The 21,604-nt window shown below is 36.8% G+C and carries 19 protein-coding genes and 6 pseudogenes; 23 read left to right on the top strand and 2 right to left on the bottom strand.

Annotated elements, in window-relative coordinates; genetic code table 11:
* Position 1 precedes the first annotated feature (1 nt).
* Positions 2-238, top strand: a complete 237-nt coding sequence (locus JEU79_RS14830) for a hypothetical protein (RefSeq protein WP_198264722.1) — start codon at positions 2-4, stop codon at positions 236-238.
* 200 nt (positions 239-438) lie between these two features.
* Here the strand turns inward: JEU79_RS14830 and JEU79_RS14825 are convergent.
* Positions 439-1,599, bottom strand: a pseudogene (locus JEU79_RS14825) (IS3 family transposase).
* A gap of 194 nt (positions 1,600-1,793) precedes the next feature.
* On the opposite strand from JEU79_RS14825, the gene JEU79_RS14820 reads away from it, so the two are divergent.
* From JEU79_RS14820 to JEU79_RS14695, 22 genes and pseudogenes are all read left to right on the top strand, one after another.
* Complete coding sequence (locus JEU79_RS14820) at positions 1,794-2,261, top strand: hypothetical protein (protein WP_198264721.1); 468 nt, start codon at positions 1,794-1,796, stop codon at positions 2,259-2,261.
* Between the two features lie 506 nt (positions 2,262-2,767).
* Positions 2,768-3,784, top strand: a pseudogene (locus JEU79_RS28700) (IS3 family transposase); the annotation flags it as partial.
* A 253-nt stretch (positions 3,785-4,037) separates the two neighbouring features.
* Positions 4,038-4,310, top strand: a complete 273-nt coding sequence (locus JEU79_RS14795) for a hypothetical protein (RefSeq protein WP_198264718.1) — start codon at positions 4,038-4,040, stop codon at positions 4,308-4,310.
* Positions 4,307-5,302: an efflux RND transporter periplasmic adaptor subunit gene (locus tag JEU79_RS14790; protein ID WP_214660584.1), complete on the top strand. Its 996-nt coding sequence runs from the start codon at positions 4,307-4,309 to the stop codon at positions 5,300-5,302. Before JEU79_RS14795 ends, JEU79_RS14790 begins: the two co-directional genes overlap by 4 nt.
* An 87-nt stretch (positions 5,303-5,389) precedes the next feature.
* Entirely contained in the window at positions 5,390-9,556 is a 4,167-nt protein-coding gene (locus JEU79_RS14785; protein WP_198264716.1) for an efflux RND transporter permease subunit, read from the top strand.
* 402 nt (positions 9,557-9,958) lie between these two features.
* The gene (locus JEU79_RS14780; protein ID WP_198264715.1) at positions 9,959-11,266 is read left to right on the top strand and encodes an OmpP1/FadL family transporter; all 1,308 of its coding nucleotides are present in this window, start codon (positions 9,959-9,961) and stop codon (positions 11,264-11,266) included.
* 81 nt (positions 11,267-11,347) lie between these two features.
* On the top strand, positions 11,348-14,281 hold the full coding sequence (locus JEU79_RS14775; RefSeq protein WP_198264714.1) for a non-ribosomal peptide synthetase: 2,934 nt from the start codon (positions 11,348-11,350) through the stop codon (positions 14,279-14,281).
* 33 nt (positions 14,282-14,314) lie between these two features.
* A complete protein-coding gene (locus JEU79_RS14770) occupies positions 14,315-14,461 on the top strand; it encodes a hypothetical protein (RefSeq protein WP_198264713.1) in 147 nt (48 codons plus the stop codon).
* Between the two features lie 156 nt (positions 14,462-14,617).
* On the top strand, positions 14,618-14,839 hold the full coding sequence (locus tag JEU79_RS14765; RefSeq protein ID WP_214660583.1) for a hypothetical protein: 222 nt from the start codon (positions 14,618-14,620) through the stop codon (positions 14,837-14,839).
* 24 nt (positions 14,840-14,863) lie between these two features.
* Positions 14,864-15,019 carry a hypothetical protein gene (locus JEU79_RS14760; protein ID WP_214660582.1) on the top strand — a complete coding sequence of 52 codons (156 nt, stop codon included), beginning with the start codon at positions 14,864-14,866 and terminating at the stop codon, positions 15,017-15,019.
* A 36-nt stretch (positions 15,020-15,055) separates the two neighbouring features.
* Complete coding sequence (locus tag JEU79_RS14755) at positions 15,056-16,051, top strand: IS30 family transposase (RefSeq protein WP_198263143.1); 996 nt, start codon at positions 15,056-15,058, stop codon at positions 16,049-16,051.
* Positions 16,052-16,067: 16 nt separating this feature from the next.
* Positions 16,068-16,705: pseudogene (locus JEU79_RS14750) on the top strand (IS3 family transposase); the annotation flags it as partial.
* Between the two features lie 214 nt (positions 16,706-16,919).
* A complete protein-coding gene (locus tag JEU79_RS14740; RefSeq protein WP_281400920.1) occupies positions 16,920-17,075 on the top strand; it encodes a beta-ketoacyl synthase N-terminal-like domain-containing protein in 156 nt (51 codons plus the stop codon).
* Entirely contained in the window at positions 17,072-17,227 is a 156-nt protein-coding gene (locus JEU79_RS28695; RefSeq protein ID WP_198264708.1) for a hypothetical protein, read from the top strand. Before JEU79_RS14740 ends, JEU79_RS28695 begins: the two co-directional genes overlap by 4 nt.
* Positions 17,199-17,398 (top strand): annotated as a pseudogene (locus JEU79_RS28690) (hypothetical protein); the annotation flags it as partial. The gene JEU79_RS28695 and the pseudogene JEU79_RS28690, both read left to right, overlap by 29 nt.
* Positions 17,399-17,450: 52 nt before the next feature.
* Positions 17,451-17,669, top strand: a pseudogene (locus tag JEU79_RS28685) (ketoacyl-synthetase C-terminal extension domain-containing protein); the annotation flags it as partial.
* A 145-nt stretch (positions 17,670-17,814) separates the two neighbouring features.
* Positions 17,815-17,952, top strand: a complete 138-nt coding sequence (locus JEU79_RS25780; protein WP_214660580.1) for a hypothetical protein — start codon at positions 17,815-17,817, stop codon at positions 17,950-17,952.
* The gene (locus tag JEU79_RS14715) at positions 17,933-18,196 is read left to right on the top strand and encodes a hypothetical protein (protein ID WP_198264707.1); all 264 of its coding nucleotides are present in this window, start codon (positions 17,933-17,935) and stop codon (positions 18,194-18,196) included. The genes JEU79_RS25780 and JEU79_RS14715 overlap by 20 nt, the downstream gene beginning before the upstream one ends.
* Before the next feature lie 364 nt (positions 18,197-18,560).
* Entirely contained in the window at positions 18,561-18,935 is a 375-nt protein-coding gene (locus tag JEU79_RS14710; protein WP_198264706.1) for a hypothetical protein, read from the top strand.
* An 8-nt stretch (positions 18,936-18,943) separates the two neighbouring features.
* Positions 18,944-19,207 carry a hypothetical protein gene (locus tag JEU79_RS14705; RefSeq protein ID WP_198264705.1) on the top strand — a complete coding sequence of 88 codons (264 nt, stop codon included), beginning with the start codon at positions 18,944-18,946 and terminating at the stop codon, positions 19,205-19,207.
* A complete protein-coding gene (locus JEU79_RS14700) occupies positions 19,204-19,491 on the top strand; it encodes a hypothetical protein (protein ID WP_198264704.1) in 288 nt (95 codons plus the stop codon). Before JEU79_RS14705 ends, JEU79_RS14700 begins: the two co-directional genes overlap by 4 nt.
* A 48-nt stretch (positions 19,492-19,539) precedes the next feature.
* Complete coding sequence (locus JEU79_RS14695) at positions 19,540-19,848, top strand: polyketide synthase dehydratase domain-containing protein (RefSeq protein WP_198264703.1); 309 nt, start codon at positions 19,540-19,542, stop codon at positions 19,846-19,848.
* Between the two features lie 494 nt (positions 19,849-20,342).
* On the opposite strand, the pseudogene JEU79_RS28680 reads toward JEU79_RS14695, so the two are convergent.
* Positions 20,343-21,501, bottom strand: a pseudogene (locus JEU79_RS28680) (IS3 family transposase).
* Positions 21,502-21,604 lie beyond the last annotated feature (103 nt).

Genomic DNA, 21,604 nt, shown 5'->3' with positions numbered 1-21,604 from the left:
AATGAAAGAATGGAGATCACCACTCAAGCATACTTATGAAAAAATTCTGGATTTACATGAAAGAAACTGGAATGGTATCTGGTTTCGTATAGTGCGTAATTTCTTCTGGTCTGCTATTGCAGGAAAGTTTGATGTGGTTGTTGGTAATCTGATGTGTCAACACTTTTCCGGACAGTTTTCTAAATTTTTTTGGCTGTTTCAAGTGATTTTTGTCATTTTGTATTTCCTATCATTTTAGTTTCTCATGTTAACTTTAAACAGATGAAGAGAAAGGGCTTTGCCCTCTGGAACGATAGAGCCGTTCCATTCACCCAAGGTATTTTCACAACGGTAATGATCCTGTTACAATATCTTCACGGCACAGGCTGAGGAGCCGATGGCCGTCAACGGTAATGGGCGGCATTTATGTCGCCTTTTACCCCTCTTCAATCAATCGATTTAAGCTATTTCCTGCTGTATTTCATAATCGACTGGTGACAAATAATCATTAGCCGAATGAAGTCGCTCCCGATTATAAAATACCTCAATATATTCAAATATTGCCTGCTTTGCTTCTACTCTGGTTTTGAATCGACAATGGTGCGTCAATTCAGTTTTCAAACTATGAAAGAAGCTCTCTGATACAGCATTGTCCCAGCAATTTCCTTTGCGGCTCATAGACTGAATTATGTTATGATCCGACAATATTTTTCTATGACTATCAGAGGCATATTGGCTACCTCGGTCAGTATGCCAAAGCAATCCATCCATTGGTTTACGCTTCCATATGGCCATCAGTAAAGCATCATTGACTAGCTTGGCTTTCATTCGCTCATCCATCGACCAGCCAACAATTTGCCTAGAGAATAAGTCAATGACAACCGCTAAATATAACCAGCCTTCCTTGGTGGCAATATAGGTAATATCACCCACATAGTAGCGATCAGGTTGAGAGACAGTAAACTCTCTTTCCAGTAAATTTGGAGATATACGCTTATTATGCTTGGAATTAGTCGTCGCTTTAAAGCGTCTCTTCGTTTTACAAAACAAACCGGCTTTTTTCATTAATCGACCAATTCTCCGGCGGCTTATATGAACGCCTTTTTCAGCCAGTTTTCTTTTAAGACGACGGGTTCCATAAGTCTTGCGACTGTCTTCAAACAGTTTTTTAGCTGCTCAGTAAGCGCTTCATTTTCTTTCTCTCTATCCGTTTTAGGAGAGCTAACCCAATCATAATAGCAACTACGGGAAACATCCATAAAACGGCACAGAATCGTTACCGGGTAATCTTTAGCCTGATCAGTTATCCATGCGTACTTCACAAAGTTTCCCTTGCAAAGTACGCTGTGGCCTTTTTAATAAATCACGCTCCTGAATCACTTTTGCCAATTCTTTTTTCAGACGTTTTACTTCATCATAAATGTGTTCATCACTTCTATTGGCTACCGTCTTCACCGGTTTGGAATATTTACTGATCCAGGTATGTAGAGTATTTACATTAACACCTAGCTCCCTGGCAGTCTGAGAAACAGGTTGATCCGTCTCATTAGCTAATTTGACAGCTGATTCTTTAAATTCTGATGTATAGCTTTTATTCGGTTTTTTTGTTTGATCATTCATTTTAGGTCACACTTTTTATCTTTTAGTTATTTTAAGTTGTGTGTCCGGTTAAGTATAGCCACATTAATCCACCTTGGGTCAGATGGTCAAAATTACCCGAATTATACCGTGAACGTATAAAGCCAACCTGTGATCATTATGGAATTTTCTCAAAAACAAAATTTCATGGTGGAAATGAACTTGATATATCAGGAATGATCACCTATACCGTTGCAGATAAATGGCTCAAAGATGAAGACGGAATTTTAGCATTTGTTATCACGCAAACTCATTTTCAATCACCATCTTCAGCAGGTTTTCGATCATTTTATATCGGAAATAATCAGATCATTCAACCTGTAGGGATTGATGATCTAAAAGCTTTAAAGCCATTTCCTGATGCAGCCAATAAAACAGCTATTTTTATTGCTAAAAAATGCAAAGGTAACACAATAAAATATCCTATACCCTATGCTATATGGGAAGCGGCTAAAGGAAATAAAAAAGCAATCCCTGCTCACCTCACAAAACAAGAAGCTCTTGATTCAGTTGACATTGATAAGTGTGAGGCAACCCCTGTTACGGGAGGTGATTCACCATGGGCTATTACACCGAAAGGTGGTTTTAAAGCATTTAAAAGATCACTGGTGCAAGCACTTGGGTTAACGGCAGAAAAGGAGTAACCACAGAATTAAATGGTATTTATTTTGTAAAAATTATTGATACAAATAAAAATAATAATTTGGTGCAAATTAAAACCTGCCCTGACTTTGGAAGAAATGAAAAAGTAAAACCAGCAAGAAAGTTTTGGATAGAACCTGATTTTCTATATCCTTTAGTTAAGGGGCTGGAGATATACAGGAATGTTATGTCTCAATCAAAAAAGATTTATATGTACTGGTGCCTAATAAGGGGATCACAAAACAGTTATTAGAAGATTGTGAAAATGACATGGAAGACAAACCAAAGTGTGAAGGATTTTTAGCACCTATCAAGACCAGCTTATTTTAAGATCAACATATAGCAAACGAATGACAGAACACGCACCTTATTTCTGTATTTCAAATGTTGGCAGTTTAATGTGACACACAACTTAAAATAACTAAAAGATAAATTTCCTGCTGTTTAAATGAATGGACACACAACTTAAAATAACTAAAAGATAAAAAGTGTGACCTAAAATGAATGATCAAACAAAAAACCGAATAAAAGCTATACATCAGAATTTAAAGAATCAGCTGTCAAATTAGCTAATGAGACGGATCAACCCGTTTCTCAGACTGCCAGGGAGCTAGGTGTTAATGTAAATACTCTACATACCTGGATCAGTAAATATTCCAAACCGGTGAAGACGGTAGCCAATAGAAGTGATGAACACATTTATGATGAAGTAAAACGTCTGAAAAAAGAATTGGCAAAAGTGATTCAGGAGCGTGATTTATTAAAAAGGCCACAGCGTACTTTGCAAGGGAAACTTTGTGAAGTACGCATGGATAACTGATCAGGCTAAAGATTACCCGGTAACGATTCTGTGCCGTTTTATGGATGTTTCCCGTAGTTGCTATTATGATTGGGTTAGCTCTCCTAAAACGGATAGAGAGAAAGAAAATGAAGCGCTTACTGAGCAGCTAAAAAACTGTTTGAAGACAGTCGCAAGACTTATGGAACCCGTCGTCTTAAAAAGAAAAAAAGAAAACTGGCTGAAAAAGGCGTTCATATAAGCCGCCGGAGAATTGGTCGATTAATGAAAAAAGCCGGTTTGTTTTGTAAAACGAAGAGACGCTTTAAAGCGACGACTAATTCCAAGCATAATAAGCGTATATCTCCAAATTTACTGGAAAGAGAGTTTACTGTCTCTCAACCTGATCGCTACTATGTGGGTGATATTACCTATATTGCCACCAAGGAAGGCTGGTTATATTTAGCGGTTGTCATTGACTTATTCTCTAGGCAAATTGTTGGCTGGTCGATGGATTAGCGAATGAAAGGCAAATAGTCAATGATGCTGGTCTGATGGCCATATGGAAGCGTAAACCAATGGATGGATTGCTTTGGCATACTGACCGAGGTAGCCAATATGCCTCTGATAGTCATAGAAAAATATTGTCGGATCATAACATAATTCAGTCTATGAGCCGCAAAGGAAATTGCTGGACAATGCTGTATCAGGCATCTTTCTAGTTTGAAAACTGAATTGACGCACCATTGAAGATTCTGATAGTCATAGAAAAATATTGTCGGATCATAAATAATTCAGTCTATGAGCCGCATAGGAAATTATGGGACAATGTATTTTATAATCAGAGAGCTTCTTATACTTTCGCACCATTTAAAGTGGTATGGCCTGAACAGCCTGGCAATGGAAAATCATTTAGAGCGGCAGTCATTAGAAAAAGGTATAGGAAATACAACGATCAAAAATCATCAGTGGTCAAAAAGTTTTTGTTCCCGACCACAAATTGTTTTTTGTTGATTTTTATGATTCAGAGCCAGCCTATTATCTTTGTGGTTTACTAAACAGCTCTACAGTACAAGCTTTTATTGATAGTCATAATATTTCAATTCAAGTGGGTAATGTGTTTAAACACATGAATTTACCAGAATTTGATGCAGATAATAAGAAACATAAAGAGTTATCAGCATTAAGTGAAGTAGCACATAATGAAGATAACAAAATCAAAAGACAAGCATTGTTAAAAACTATTTCTAAACTTGGAAATTCATTACTTTGAGCAAATATGGGTGTTTTTATACAAAAATATCAACACCTTTGTTTATCGGCTTGTCATTTTCTCCGGGTAGCTTCTTTAAAAAAGGGGAATTGCTAGCGGTTATTGATCCTAAAGAATATGAAGTTGAAATCCTCAAGGCTAAAGCTAAAGTTGCCCAATCACGTCAACGCTTGTATAGCTTGCGCCAAGAATCCCAGGTTAGACTGGAAGACTGGCAGGCATTACGCGGAAATACCACCGACATACCGAATGATTTAATTTTAAAAAAGCCACAAATTGCTGAAGCAAAAGCCAATTTACAAGCTTCTATGGCAGAACTGTCTGATGCTCGTTTGCGTCGCAAGAGAACAGAAATTAGAGCACCCTATACCGGGCGTGTTATGGAAAAGAGCATTGACCTAGGGCAATACGTGACAGCAGGACAGGTAGTCGGTCATATATATTCAATCGATAAGGCCGAAATTCGCTTACCCTTAAGTGATTCGCAGCTGAGTTTTCTTAATTTACCAAAATCATATATTTTAAATAATAAAGTTGACCATCAAGAGATAAAACCAACCGTAACAATCCATACGGTGTTTGCGGGTAAAGAGTATATTTGGTTAGGCAAAGTGGTTAGGACCGAAGCAGGCTTGGATACTAAGAGCCGTGTTCAATATGTTGTTGCTGAAGTGGATGATCCTTATGCCTTACGGACAGAAAATGATAAGCCACCATTGGAAATAGGGCGTTTTATTAATGCTGAGATAGAAGGCAAATTATATAAAAATGTCTATGTGCTGCCTCGACAAGCTGTCAGACAAAACAATCAGGTATTTGTGGTATTAAGTGACAATACCCTGGAGCTAAGAACCATTGAGCTATTGAGAAATGAGCGTAATCGTGTTTTGGTCAGTAATGGTCTGGCATCAGGGGATAAAATTGTTGTTAGTCCATTGGATACGGCAGTTGGTGGTATGAAAGTGAGAACACCGGATAATTTTGAAGGTTAAATTAATAGTCAGTAATATCAGTTTGCATACTTGATTTTAAATTTGCTTCGCTGAGTAATAACAATAAAAAAGTAAGGGGTACGGATTATGAATGGAATGATAGTCTGGTTTGCTAATAATCGCGTTGCAGCGAATCTTTTAATGCTATTTATTTTAGCGGCAGGTCTGTTAACGCTGCCACAAATACGAAAAGAACTTTATCCTGCACTTTCTCTGGATAAAATTGTCATTGCTGTTCCTTATCCTGGTGCCAGTGCCGAAGAAATTGAAAAAAGTATTATTATTAAAATCGAGGAAGCTATTCAAGGCTTGCCCGGGGTTGAAAACATCTCTTCTTTAGCCAAAGAAGGCATGGCATCAGTGACTATTGAAGTCGAAGATAATAGTGATGTCACCAATGTGCTTAATGAAGTAAAAAATCAGATCGATGCCATTCCATCTTTTCCCAAAGATGCTGAAGAACCTATCATCAAAGAAAAAATTCTCAAAATCCGTACCATCAGTATCGCTGTGTCCGGTGATACCGATGAGAAAACCTTAAAAAAAATCAGTGAAAAAATACGTGATGATATTGTTGCCTTGCCCGGTGTATCGCAAGCTGATTTATCAAATGTACGTCCTTATGAAATTGGCATTGAGATATCAGAATACAGCTTAAATCGCTATCAGTTGACTATCAAAGATGTGGTTAAAGCGATCAGAAACTCCTCAATCGACTTACCGAGTGGAGCTATTTCTTCAGCCGGTGGCGAAGTCTTATTAAAGACCAATGCCCAGGCATTTACAGCGGCAGAATTTGAAGAAATTATTGTACTCACAACACTGGACGGCACACGTTTGACGATTGGTGACATCGCCACAGTTAAAGATGGTTTTGTGGAAGAAGAAAATTTTGCCCGCTTCAATGGTAAGCCCGCTGCGATGATCCGAATTTTTAGAGTTGGCGATCAAGATATTCTGGAATTATCAAAAGAAGTTAGAGATTATGTTAAAGAAGAAAATCTGGATATGCCGGAAAATATTTATTTAACCACTTGGTTAGATGAATCGTCTTATTTTAAAGGCCGTCTTGATATTCTGTTTGATAGTGCTGTCTATGGTTTCTTATTAGTGTTAATTGTTCTGCTGGTCTTTTTGCGTTTTAGATTAGCCTTCTGGGTAAGCCTGGGCATTCCGGTTTCATTTTTAGGGGCTTTTTGGTTGATGCCTCTTTTAGGGGTGTCATTTAATGAAATATCATTATTTGCACTTATTTTAGTATTGGGTATTTTAGTGGATGATGCCATTATTGTGGGTGAGAGCATTCACCATAAACAAGAAAATGGTATGCCGGGCTTACAAGGAGCGATTGAAGGTACCAAAGAAGTAGCCAAGCCCTTAACTTTTTCAGTGTTGACCACGATGGTCGCTTTTTCACCGGTATTATTCTTGCCGGGCATTACAGGTAATTTATATCAGGCTATTCCCATTGTTATTATCTTGACCTTGTTCTTTTCATTAATCGAGTCGATGTTTATATTGCCTGCGCATTTATCCATGGTGAAAGAAAAGAATGTCATTAATAAAAAACGTTCAATTTTTACCTTGATTCATGAAACAATGACAACCTTATTAGAATCATTTATTTTAAATGTTTATCGACCAATTTTAGAATTCTGCTTAAGCTGGCGCTATCTCATTTTAGCTTTTTTTATCTCCATTTTTATGATCACTATGTCAGTCGTCTCTTCAGGATGGGTTAGAATGGTTTTCTATCCCGATATGAATGAAGATATTTTAATTGCCACTTTGACCTTGCCACAAGGTACGCCCATTGAAGATACCGCTGAAATTGTTAATCATATTGAGCGTTCACTGATTCAAGTCACCAAAGAATTTGATGAGCAATTAGGTTTTCCAAAAGATAAAAATTCAGATGCCTCCTTGATAACAAAAATATTTAATGGTAGCTTCTTTTCTTCGGATTCAAATAATGAAGCATCAGGCTATAATGCCTATAATGATGAGTTTTCTGATCCGCTAGGCAATGAAAAAGTCTATGATGTCTTGAGCCATTCAGTAGTAAGAAATACCATGTCAGTTATTGGTGAACATAATTGGGGTGGTCGCTGGGGAAAGGCTAATATTGCCACCCACCTTGGTGAAGTCAATGTAGAATTAAATTCATTTGATGATGCGGAACTGAGTATCAGTGATTTTTTAAATCGTTGGCGTGAAGTGGTTGGAGAAATTCCAGAAGCAGTCGAACTGAAGTTTGATTTTAATAGTGAAAACCAAAAAGAATCAATTAATATCGAATTGTCATCAGCCGATCATGCCATTATGCCTGAAGCTGCTCAATTGATTAAAAATGAACTGGTCAAATATGATGGCGTCTATGATATCGTGGATTCCTACCGTCTGGGCAAAGAAGAAATCCAAATTGCTATTAAGCCGAATGCGGAAAATTTAGGTCTATCGATTAAAGATTTAGCACAACAAATTCGTCAGGGTTTTCATGGCATTGAAGCCCAACGAATTCAACGTGGAAAGGATGATATACGTGTTATTGTTCGTTATCCAAAAAAATACCGACGCTCTATTGTAGACATTGAAAATATGTTTATACGCACACCGGATGGTGCAGAAATTCCTTTTTCTGCTGTGGCTGATGTATCGTTTGGTCGTGGCCTGGCTGATATTCAAAGAAATGATCGTAAAAGAACGCTACAAATAACAGCGAGCATAGATTCAGCGGTTGCGAGTAGCAAAGAAATTATGCTGCAATTTGAGCGTACTCAGGTTTTTAACTCTATTGAGAAAAAATACCCAGGCTTAAGCATTGGTACTTTTGGTGCACAGAAAGCTAAAAAAGAATTTATTGGTACCTTGGCAAGAAACTTTCTTTTGGCTCTCATTGTTATTTATGCCTTAATGGCAATTCCTTTTTCATCCTATTTACAGCCACTTATAGTGATGACTGCCATCCCCTTTGGTTTTGTGGGAGCCATATATGGTCACATGATTATTGGCATTGATTTAAGTTTGTTATCAATGACGGGCATTGTTGCAGTCACAGGCATTGTGGTAAATGATAGTTTAGTATTAATGGATTATATTAATAAAAAACGCTTAGAAGGGCAGTCAATTAATAGGGCTATTCGAACCGCTGGCGTGGTTCGTTTTAGACCCATTTTATTGACTTCTATAACAACCTTTGTTGGTTTGACCCCCTTGATGATGGAAACAAATGCACATGCACAGCATCTCATTCCAATGGCTGTATCAATGGCTTATGGTGTTGCTTTTGCGACCATTGTGACATTAATCTTAGTGCCTGTATGTTATGCAATTTTATACGATATTATTGATCGCTTTAAGGTAAGTGAAGATGATAATTTATTTGACTTTACATCAACAACTGATCTTGTGAAAAAATTTGTACACGGCGAAAATGAACCTGCTTTTGCATTAAGTAATTCCGAATTATTATTTGATGATTCTTTTGAAGTAGATTTAGACACTGAGTTGAAAAACAAAGATGTTAACAAAAAAACAACTGCATATAAAAAACAACATGTGGCTGATAGCGTAATAGGGAATGAATTTGATAGTGACTCTATAAAAACAGAAAATAAAACTAAGGGAATAGTCAAAGATATTATAAAAGATAATATTAAAGGTAATGTTTTAGCTGATCAAGAAGAAACTGAACTGGATAAAATTTCTCGTTCGATTGAACGTGAAGTATCAATAATAAAAAAAGAACAAGCGGAAAGCCAGAAAAATGAAGAAATTGAAAAATATAAATTTGATAAGATGTCTAATTTCGAGTCATTAATTCAAAGTAAAATAGACAGTTTTAAATTTGAAACAAATTTTTCAGAAATAAGTTTTGTTGTGCCTTCAAATGATGATTTTGATTTCTTTATCTATCAGGTCATAATGGGAAATCAAACTATTTTTGAGCAATATCGTGTGCCGGATGAACATGCTCAATTCTTCGATAGATTATTACAAAAATCACAGATTGTAAGCATTAATGGAAAAAACTATTCTCAGTTTGAACGTTTTATGAGTCATGAGTTGAAAGGCTTTATCGCTACGGATAGTTTTATTATTATGTCGGTATATCTTATGGGACATCCTATGGGAATCATTTATGCAGTGCCAAAAGATCCGGATAAGCAATTTAGCCAGAGTGATCATGATTCCTTCCAACAATTATCTACACACTTTTATAAAGGTATAGAAACAATGGTTGATATTGTTTGATTATACTTTCAACACGACCTGTTAATAAAATTCCTTACTGCTACTACTGATATTTTTTAAACTAATTAGTTACTATCCGTTTATACTAAGGGTAACTTCTAATAGGTCTATCCCATCAATTTGTTTATCATTTAAGCATAATTAAGGAATAAAAAATGATCGGGATGATCATTCTTTTATTCTAAAAAAATACAAAAAATTGCTGTAATTTATTTATAAATTTTGCTAGAAACTATGGAAGGTATCAATATGTTAGGGAAGTGGTGCACCTCTTTGCGTCCAGAGAAGTCTTTTTCACATTTGAAATTTATTTTTTCTAAATCCATTCTTAATACTTCAATTCTTTTAAGTATACTCATTTTCGGAATATCTTCTGCATCCTATGCCACAAATGGTTATCTTATGCATGGCTATGGTGCTAATAAGGCATTGGGTGGGGCAGGAAGTGCTAACCCTCAGGATGCTATGGCCGGTGCAACTAATCCAGCCGGTGCTGTTTGGGTTGGTGATAGAGTGGATGTGGGTGGTGAACTCTTTAAACCCAATCGTGGCTATAAAATTTCAGCACCGGGTAAGTCTACATTTGATTCAAATTCAAGTTTTAATTTAACCAATGCCGGAGATGCCTTTGGTGCTATTAATCAGACTTATTCAATAGAAAGCTCTAAGAATGCGATGGAATCAGATATTGGTTTTTTAATCCCATCTATGGGAATAGTTAAACAATTACCTCATGGTAATGCTATTGGCTTCTCAATTTATGGTGCTGGTATGGGAACTGAATATGACCGTGATGATACACCTGATGTGATTGCAAATATAAATGGGGAAGATGTTAACTTTACCAAAACACAAGGTATTAATGGTACCTTTATGGATGGTTCAACGGGAGTGGATCTCTTGTTGATCATGGCAAACTTACATTTTGCCAGTAAAATAACCGATGACATTTCAATCGGGGTCGGTTTAGTTGGAGCTGCTCAACGCTTTAAAGCAAAGGGTCTGGGTGCTTTTCAGATGATTTCTCAAGGAAAAATTAAAAGTGGTGAAGGTGACTGGGCATTTGGTTTAGGTTTTAATACCGGTATCCAATGGAATATTAATGATCAGTTTAGTGTTGCTGCTTCTTATTATTCTAAAATCAAATTAACTCATGATAAATATACAGGACTTTTTGCTGATGAGGGCGATTTCAGCCTTGCACCAATAACCAATATTGGTATGACCTATAAACCCAATAGAACCTCTGCTTTGAGTTTTGATGTTCAATGGATTCAATATAGCCAAATACCTGCACCGGGTAATAAATTTGAATATTTATTTAGGGATCCGAGTGAGGATAATCCTTTACCCATTGTGCCTCTAGGCAATAAAGACGGTGCTGGTTTTGGTTTTGAAGATTCAATTGTCTATAAAGTGGGCTATCAATTTAAAATGGCCTCTTTACCCAAATACATTTGGCGTGTTGGTTATGCGTATCAGGATCAAATTATTCCAAAAAATGGCACCTTATTCCCCATGCTGGCACCAGCCACTATTACTGAGCATTTTACCGCAGGTATGAGTCATCAATTTAGTGAAAATATTGACTTGAATATGAATTTTCTTTACTCACCCAAAGAAACTGTTAAGGGGGAAGGTATCTCCGAAGGTGTTGATATCTGGTTGGAAGAATATGCGCTTGAATTTGGACTGGGATATAAGTACTAATTATAAAGGCTTATATTAAGCAGAATTTGAAATTAGTAATAATTTATTCGCTTTAGTTCTATAAAAAAACAAGGTTTGTTCATGCTAAATTATAATAATAATGACTATAGTGATAATTCAAATTCTGAGGGAAGTTGTCCCTCAGAATTTGAATTGTATGCAGATAATATTTCTTCACATACGATAGCACGTTCTATTATTTATTTACCGAATGCCCCCAAAACATTAAATGAACTGCTTTTTAAAGCGGCCTTTGAAGCGCCAGAACGTGGTATTACATTTGTCTCAGATAATGGTGATGAAAACTGGCTAAGTTTTTCTCAATTATTACTAGAGGCTCAATCTTTTCTCGCTGGTTTACAGGCAAAGGGAATAAAGCCAGGTGATAAGCTTATTATACAAATTAATGATAAGTATAAATTTGCTATCGCTTATTGGGGGGCTATATTAGGTGGAATTATTCCTGCTCCAGTTGCCAGTAGTTTTGCTATAGATCCTGGGAAAAATGGCTTTGAAAAATTCACCTATATTTGGCATCTTTTAAATAAGCCTTATATTGTTACCGATTATATTCCTTCTGCACTAATAAAAGCATTGGCTGATCCATCATCGGACAGTGGTAAAATTCTCAATGATATGGATGCTCAAACGATCAAGCCATTGATGTTTGAAGTGTTTCAAAAAGATTCAGATGATGCAAAAATATTTTCTGTTCAGCCTGATGACATTGCTTTTTTACAATTTACATCAGGCAGTACCGGAAATCCCAAAGGTGTGATTTTAAAGCATAAAAATTTGATTGCTAATATCCATAGTTTGGCTGAAGCCTCTGAATTAAACTCATCTGAAATAATTATTAATTGGATGCCTTTTTACCATGACATGGGCTTAATTGGTTCATTCCTCACTTCGATTTTAACCACGTCATCTTCTTATCAAATGTCTCCCTTTGCATTTGTAAAACGTCCACAATTACTGCTGCAAAAAATTTCTGATCATAAAATCACTTTTACATCGACACCCAATTTTGGTTTAAAGCGTATCTTAGATAAACTATCAGATAAAGAACTTGCCAAGTTTGATTTATCTAGTTTACGTTTGATTTGTAATGGTGCAGAACCTATTTCTGTTTCTCTTACCCAGCGTTTTATGAAAAAATTAGGTGATTTGTGTGGCTTAAGAAGCGATGCCATGTGTCCAGTTTATGGCATGGCGGAAGCTTGTTTAGGTGTCTCTTTTGCACACTTGGGGCATCAGAATGATCATATTTCCCTGAATCGTTTAAAACTAGGCATTGGTGAAGATGTAGAGTATGTTCTGGAAGATGACAAAAACTCTATTTTGTTTATGGTAGAGGGGTATCCTATCAGTGGCTTGGAATTACGCGTACTTGATGATAAAGATCGTGTATTGAATGACAATCAAATTGGTCATATCCAAATTAAAGGGCCTAATGTTAGTTCTGGATACTATAACAACCCAGAAGCGACAGCAGCGTTTAACCATGTTGATGGTTGGGTCAGAACGGGTGATATTGGTTTTATTCATGATGAACGTTTAACACTAACAGGTCGCTCAAAAGATATTATTTTTGTAAATGGACAAAATTTTTATGCTCATGATCTTGAGCATGAGGCAATGGAACTTGAGGACGTTGCTCAGGTTGTGGCTGGCGGCTATCAGGATATTGATTCCGGGCTGGAAAAAATTGTTGTCTTTGTTGTTCCTGACAATAAAAAACTGCGTCTTCTAGCCGATGACAAAGAACTTGCTACACAAATTGTGTTGAATAAAGTAAGAGATAAAATAAATTTCTTATTCGGTTTTTCACCTGACTTTTTTATTGCTCTTAAAGCCGGTCAGGTATTAAAAACAACCAGCGGCAAGTTACAACGCAATGAAATGATAGCCAGTTTTCAAAAAAAATTATTTAAATATAACAGCTATACAACTGAACAATTAATTGCTGTTGAGCATCCATCTCGATCTGATAATAACTCAAATGACATTAAAACCGCAAACGCAACAATTCAATTAAACCAGTATGAATTGCAAACCAAGATAGAGTTAATACTGAAAGAAGTATGGGCCAATATACTGCAATTACCCATCAGTCGTATTGGATTAAATGATTCTTTTTTTCAGCTAGGTGGAAATTCAATTAAGGCTGTCGAAATGATAGCCTTAGCAGAAGAGAATATAGGCTGTTCAATTGCACAGGATGTGATTAGTAATTATCAGACTATTAGTGACATCGCGAATTATATTGTCAGCAATAATCTTCAATTATGTGAAAATCTAACATCTGTTGAACAGACTGAGCAAGGCAGTAATAAAGCTTCAGGTACTGAACAAACAGCAAATAATCAGGATAATGATATTGCCATTATTGGCATGTCCTGTCGTTTTCCCGGCAGTTACAATTTAAGACGCTTTTGGGAAACTCTTACGGAAGGAAAAGATTGTATCTCAGAAATCCCCAAAGATCGTTGGGATGTCGAACAATTTTTTGATCCTACCGGCAAGGAACCCAATAAAAGTTATTCAAAATGGGGTGGATTTTTAGAAGATATCCGTGAATTTGATGCTGAATTTTTTAATATCCCAGAAGATGAAGCCCAACAAATGGATCCTCAGCAGCGCTTGTTTCTTGAAATTGCCTGGCTAGCATTAGAAAACTCAGGCTATATTAAACCTAAAGACAAGAAAGTCGGTGTTTATGTGGGTGCCGGGTTTAATGGTTATATGGAAAACTTTATCAATCGTTTTGATACGGTTGATATTCATGCCAGTACCATGACGGGTAATTTAACCAATATGATAGCGGCACGAGTGGCTCATACCTACAATCTCAATGGCCCAGCCCTGACTATTGATACTGGCTGTTCATCTGCACTGGTGGCCTTGCATTTGGCTAGCAATAGTATTCTTTCTGGCGAATGTGACATGGCTTTAGTGGGGGGGATTCAATTAAACCTTTCTATAGTGGACCCCGAAAACTGGACAATAGGTTAAGATATAAGAGCTAACCTAACGGGGAACAAAAAAATGAGCACAAAAAGAAAAACATTCAACAACAAATTTAAAGCAAAAGTAGCCATTGAGGCTTTGAAAGGTCAAAAACAGTCGCAGAAATTGCGTCAGAATTTGAAGTGCACACCACCCAGGTCAATAGCTGGAAAAGCAGATGCTTGATGGTGCAGCCGATACTTTTTCAAAAAATTAGAGAATAAAGATGCTGAACATGAAAAGGAAAAAGAACACCTGTACAGCCAAATAGGTCAACTAAAAGTAGAGGCTGACTGGCTGTCAAAAAGTTGAAGATGTTCAACTGAGTAGAGCAGAAAAGCGGTGTTGCATAGAAAAAGAGCACCCTCAGTTGAGCATCAAAAACAATGTGAGCTTATCGGCCTGAACCGTTCAAGCTATTACTATCAACCTAAAAAGCCTCTGCAAAATAAAGATTTAACATTAATGAATTTGATTGATGAGTTGTACATAAAACATCCATTCTATGGCAGTCGTCAAATTCGTAATGCATTAAGATTGAAATGTCTTAGATTCAACTCATAAGTGCAACACTATTTGGTTGTATTTGTGATATTTGCTGGTTTATCGCTGGCTCATGAAATTCCCGGGGTGGCCGAGCGTAGCGATGGCCACCGGGAATTTCATGAACAGCGCCTGACGGCGCTACTAAAAAATCATAAGTACAGCAATGATTTGCTCGAAAAAATGGCCAATTGCTTGTAAAATCGGCCATTTTCTCCTGCAAGAGTAAAGTGACTTATGAGAACTTACAAGCAATTGACACAAGAACAAAGATACTACATTTCGACTGAGATTAAAAATGGCATTTCCCAGTCTAAAATTGCTCAGGCGATTGAGGTGAGTAAATCTACTATATGCCGTGAAATTAAACGCAACGCTGGTTTACGTGGCTATCGATTTAAGCAAGCTCAAGAAAAAGCCGTTAAGCGTCGCTACAATGCTTCTAAAGCAATTAAAATGACGGATGACATGATTGCCCTTATTGATGAAAAGCTTTCACAGCACCAGTGGAGTCCTGAACAGATATCAGGTTGGTTACTGAATGACAAAATGCTACTTCTTAGCCATGAACGTATTTATCAACACATATGGGATGATAAGAAGCAAGGTGGTGATTTACATCAGTATTTAAGGCGTCAGGGAAAGAAATACCAAAAGCGTGGTAGTAACGGTAAAAGCAGTCGAGGACAAATAATTAATCGAATTTCCATTGATGACCGTCCTAAGATTGTTGATGATAAACGTCGTGTTGGTGACTGGGAAATTGATACAGTGATCGGTAAAGGACACAGTGGTGCTCTGGTCACGATTGTAGAAAGAAAAACGCTTTACACATTAGTAGCAAGAGTGAATGGCAAACAGGCTGATTGGGTGACACAAGCAACAATACAATTGCTTAAACCCTTTAAAGACAGGCTTCATAGTATTACCGCAGACAATGGTAAAGAGTTTGCTTATCATGAGCAGGTAAGCAAAGCTCTTGATACAGCATTTTATTTTGCCCACCCTTATTCTTCATGGGAGCGAGGGTTAAATGAAAATACTAATGGACTGATTAGACAATATTTTCCTAAAGATACAGACTTTAAAGAAGTGACTGATAAAGAGGTTTACAACATGATGGAAAAACTTAATAATAGACCTAGAAAGGCACTCGGCTTTCAAACACCATTCCAGGCAATGAAAAAATCATTTGCAAGAACTGGAATTTCCTGCGTTGCACTTCAGAGTTGAATCCGCGTGTTATAAAATTAATCGTAAAAAAGTTCAACGGCTTATGCGGATCATGGGATTGGTTTCAGTGGCACCAAAACCCAATACCAGCAAGCCTTGCAAAGTAAATAACCTCTATCCATATTTGCTCAAAGGAATTGATATTAATAGGAATAACCAGGTTTGGTGCACAGATATCACGTATTTACGGATGCCACATGGATTTGTCTACCTAAGTGCTGTTATGGACTGGAGTAGCCGTTTTGTGCTGTCCTGGGAAGTGTCAACCAGCATGGAAGAAAGCTTTTGTATCAGTAGTCTGGAAACAGCACTGCGACGATATGGAAAGCCAGAAATCTTCAATACGGATCAAGGTGCTCAATATACTAGCAGAGCATTTACAGGTGTTCTAAAGGCCAATGATATAAAAATCAGCATGGACGGCAAAGGCAGAGCAATGGATAACATTATGATTGAACGACTCTGGCGAAGTGTAAAATATGAGGAAATTTACCTCAAGGATTACAAAGTATTGATGAGCTAAAGAGCTCATTAAAGGAATATTTTGAGTTTTACAACCATGAACGACCACACAGTACACACGGTGGAAAAACGCCTGCAGAGATCTATGGCGTGATGAAAGAAGTTGTTCCAGACTTAAAACGGGCAGCATGATGAGAGGATAATCAACTTTATTGGCAACCGCCTTGTCCACATATCCACAGGCCAAGCCAGTAGCCCTGAGATATATCGCAAGCGTCTCTGGACTACTGGCAGACCTGTGGATATGTGGATAAGACTAATACTATAAATAACCAACAGAATTATATCTTAATATTTGAGAAAGCTGTCTTGACAATGGGGTCCACTGTATTCATCTGCACCCTATGTGATGTTTAGTAAGGCGGGCGCTTTGTCACATGGTGATCAATGTAATGCCTTTGATGAAAGTGCTGATGGCTTTATTCCAGGCGAGGGTGCTGGAGCAATTATCGTTAAATCTTATAAACAAGCGGTAGCAGATGGTGATCGAGTTTTTCAGTGATAAAAGGTTCAGCTGTTAATAATGACGGACGTTCATTGGGCATTATGGCACCTAATCCGCAGGGACAGGTTTCAGTCATCAAAGAAGCGTATAAAAATCCGGTATTGATCCGCTTCTGTTTCATATATAGAAGCACATGGAACAGGGTCTGAAATCAGTGATCTTATTGAATTACGCTCATTAAGTAATGTTTTAAAGAGGCTAATGCCTCAATACAACAATGTGCTATAGGTACAGTTAAAAATAATATAGGTCATTTGTTAGCCGCATCAGGTATTGCGTCAATTATAAAAACGTCATTATCTTTATATAATAAAAATTAATTCCGACCATTAATTTTAAGAAAGAAAAACCTCAGTTAATTTTTCTCAGTCACCTTTTTATATTAATCAAACATTAAAAGACTGGGATACAAGCCACGAAAAGAGAAGGGCAGGGGTTCATGCCTTTGGCTTTGGCGGGACAAATTGTCATTTGGTGATGGAAGAATATGACCAAGTTGAAGTGAAACGACAAAAGCCATCCAATGTCTATCAAATGGTAACAATATCAGCACATCATAAAAAGCTTTTTCAAAATCAATTGATGATTTAAAAGTGTTTTTGGCTAATCATCAGGAACATGAACTGGTTGATATTTGCTATAGTTTAAATGCTAAAAATCACATTTTAGTGATAATCGAGCGGCATTTGTTTGTAATTCAATTCCCCATTTACGCTTATTACTCTCTGAATTTTCTTTGACAAAAACTGCTCAGGAATTAGAACAGAAAAAAGTGTTAATTGCCCGGAAAGATATTAAACCTTCGAAAAATAATCCGGTTTTATTTTCTCTGGCGAACTCAATGTATTTCCGCAATGGCCAAGACGCTTTATGATTTTGAACCTGAGTTTAGAAAGTCAGTTGTCCATTGTCAGATCATTTTTGATGCACTTGAATCTAAAGCAGCTAAAAACTATGGCCAAAACAATCTTAATCTATCGTTGGTTTCACTATTAACCGAACCGGTCAGTAGTAAGGTGCTTGAATCAGCAAAAATCAATCAACTACTGGCTTTTGTGTTTGATTATTCTCTGGCTCAGATTTGGTTGCAAAAGGCATCACACCAGGTGCTGTATTAGGTTTTGGTGTAGGGGATTATGTTGCTGCATGTGTTTCTGATGCCATTACTCTTGACGATGCGATAAAAATGCTCTTAGCACGAGTGGAGCTATTGGAATGTAATAGCACTCCTTCTTGCTGTGATGCAATTACGCTAGAGCTAGAGTGTAATTTGGAAACATTTAAAGTTATTAGCCAAAAGCAGATTATCAACCTAAGATATTTTCACTGAATAGTCACAATTCAATTACCATACAATGTGTGAGAAATAATTGTGATCAAATAATTAAAATTTTACATGATAATAATGTTACTTTTAAGTATTTGGATATCCACTATTCATTCAATAATCTCAGTCCAATAAAAATAAACAAATTTAGCAGAATGTTGGATGAAATTAATTTTAAAGCACCGATCAGGCCATGGATTTCATCCTATATTGGTGATTTTGTTAATAGTTTGGAAAATAATAAATATTATTGGATTGAACACATCAATTCATTATCCAGTTTTGAACATGGCATTCAATATATTTTAGATAAAGGTTTTACCCGATTCCTTGAGGTGGGTTCATCGAATACTCTGAGTGAATACTGTCAAGAAATTATTGATCCACATTGTTGGCTGGAATCCTCACTCCCAAATTATAAAAAGAATGAAGATCGAATCAGTATTGACAATAATTCAGCAGACTCAAAAGTGGTTGCATTATCCAATGGTATCAATAAAGATTTTCTAATAAGCAGCAATTACACTTGATTAAGATAATGGGAAAACTGTATGTCGATGGCCTTAATTTTAATTGGGACAATTGTTATTATGCCAGTCAATACGATGTTGTAGATGATGCCAATGAGCCATCAGAAAAAGATTTAATCGAGGCTTCAAAAGCAAGATTAATAGACAATAAAGGATATGAAGCTCAAACTAACAATAAAAATTATAGTGTATCTTCATCACGTGGGAAGTTGATTAATATACCTACCTATCCGTTCCAAAGAAAGAAGCATGGATTCAGCAAAACACCTTGAATAATGATGATTTCTTTAATTCAATGATGAAACAGGTTGGATTAGGGCGATATACAATTTCACCCGATAAAAACAATCCTATTTTTTCCCGCTTAAATATTAATGAATCTCTGATGCCGGGTATTGGACAGTGTGAATTAATCGCTCATAGTTATAAGCTGGCTTACGGTCAGATAGCAAACGTATTGGATAATTTGGTTTTCAAAAAAATGCCCAGGATGAAGGTGATTTTGATATTGTTTTTCAGCAAAATAATAAGCAATTTTTGTTATTCCATCGGGTGAGCAGGGGCACAAGCGTATTTGAGTGGTAATATTGATACTAGAGACTTTGTGAAAAAATACCAAAGACATTGCTGCGATAAAATGCGCTTGAAGCATCAATTTACTCATAGCCAGATTTATGACTATTTTAGTCATGCAGGAATTGATTATGGTCAGTTTTATCGGAATTTGAATACAATTCATAGTAATCGTGATGAAGTCTTAGCTGAAATTATTATTTCGGATGAAAATAAACGTGCGAGTACCAGTAATTTACACCTGGAATTCTCGACTCATCAGTACAAGCTTTTATTGGTTGTCACCTGGCAAATATTATTGCGCCTACAACACTGGATAATAACGATACAAAAAAGCTAATTGTGTCTTTTCCCTATTAAGATTGATCAAATTAGGATGTATCAGCCATTAAATGGTGATCATTATTTTAGTCATATTATTCGTCTACAAGATAAAATGACAAACTCATTCATTGTGATATTGATATCTGTGATACTAAGGGTAATATTGTTATTGAGATTAAAAACTTTACGGCCCAACGTATTGAATTGCTTGATAATAGTCTTGTGATGTGTCAACACTTTTCCGGACAGTTTTCTAAATATTTTTTGGCTGTTTCAAGTGATTTTTGTCATTTTGTATTTCCTATCATTTTAGTTTCTCATGTTAACTTTAAACAGATGAAGAGAAAGGGCTTTGCCCTCTGGAACGATAGAGCCGTTCCATTCACCCAAGGTATTTTCACAACGGTAATGATCCTGTTACAATATCTTCACGGCACAGGCTGAGGGCCGATGGCCGTCAACGGTAATGGGCGGCATTTATGTCGCCTTTACCCTCTTCAATCAATCGATTTAAGCTATTTCCTGCTGTATTTCATAATCGACTGGTGACAAATAATCATTAGCCGAATGAAGTCGCTCCCGATTATAAAATACCTCAATATATTCAAATATTGCCTGCTTTGCTTCTACTCTGGTTTTGAATCGACAATGGTGCGTCAATTCAGTTTTCAAACTATGAAAGAAGCTCTCTGATACAGCATTGTCCCAGCAATTTCCTTTGCGGCTCATAGACTGAATTATGTTATGATCCGACAATATTTTTCTATGACTATCAGAGGCATATTGGCTACCTCGGTCAGTATGCCAAAGCAATCCATCCATTGGTTTACGCTTCCATATGGCCATCAGTAAAGCATCATTGACTAGCTTGGCTTTCATTCGCTCATCCATCGACCAGCCAACAATTTGCCTAGAGAATAAGTCAATGACAACCGCTAAATATAACCAGCCTTCCTTGGTGGCAATATAGGTAATATCACCCACATAGTAGCGATCAGGTTGAGAGACAGTAAACTCTCTTTCCAGTAAATTTGGAGATATACGCTTATTATGCTTGGAATTAGTCGTCGCTTTAAAGCGTCTCTTCGTTTTACAAAACAAACCGGCTTTTTCATTAATCGACCAATTCTCCGGCGGCTTATATGAACGCCTTTTTCAGCCAGTTTTCTTTTAAGACGACGGGTTCCATAAGTCTTGCGACTGTCTTCAAACAGTTTTTTAGCTGCTCAGTAAGCGCTTCATTTTCTTTCTCTCTATCCGTTTTAGGAGAGCTAACCCAATCATAATAGCAACTACGGGAAACATCCATAAAACGGCACAGAATCGTTACCGGGTAATCTTTAGCCTGATCAGTTATCCATGCGTACTTCACAAAGTTTCCCTTGCAAAGTACGCTGTGGCCTTTTTAATAAATCACGCTCCTGAATCACTTTTGCCAATTCTTTTTCAGACGTTTTACTTCATCATAAATGTGTTCATCACTTCTATTGGCTACCGTCTTCACCGGTTTGGAATATTTACTGATCCAGGTATGTAGAGTATTTACATTAACACCTAGCTCCCTGGCAGTCTGAGAAACGGGTTGATCCGTCTCATTAGCTAATTTGACAGCTGATTCTTTAAATTCTGATGTATAGCTTTTATTCGGTTTTTTTGTTTGATCATTCATTTTAGGTCACACTTTTTATCTTTTAGTTATTTTAAGTTGTGTGTCCGGTTAAGTATAGCCACATTACAACACATTAATTAACGGTCGAAAGGCTAACGCACAA

This window comes from sulfur-oxidizing endosymbiont of Gigantopelta aegis (assembly GCF_016097415.1).
Taxonomy (GTDB): Bacteria; Pseudomonadota; Gammaproteobacteria; order GRL18; family GRL18; genus GRL18.
The sequence above is the reverse complement of the archived record's forward strand: the minus strand, read 5'-3'. Positions and strand labels throughout refer to the sequence as shown.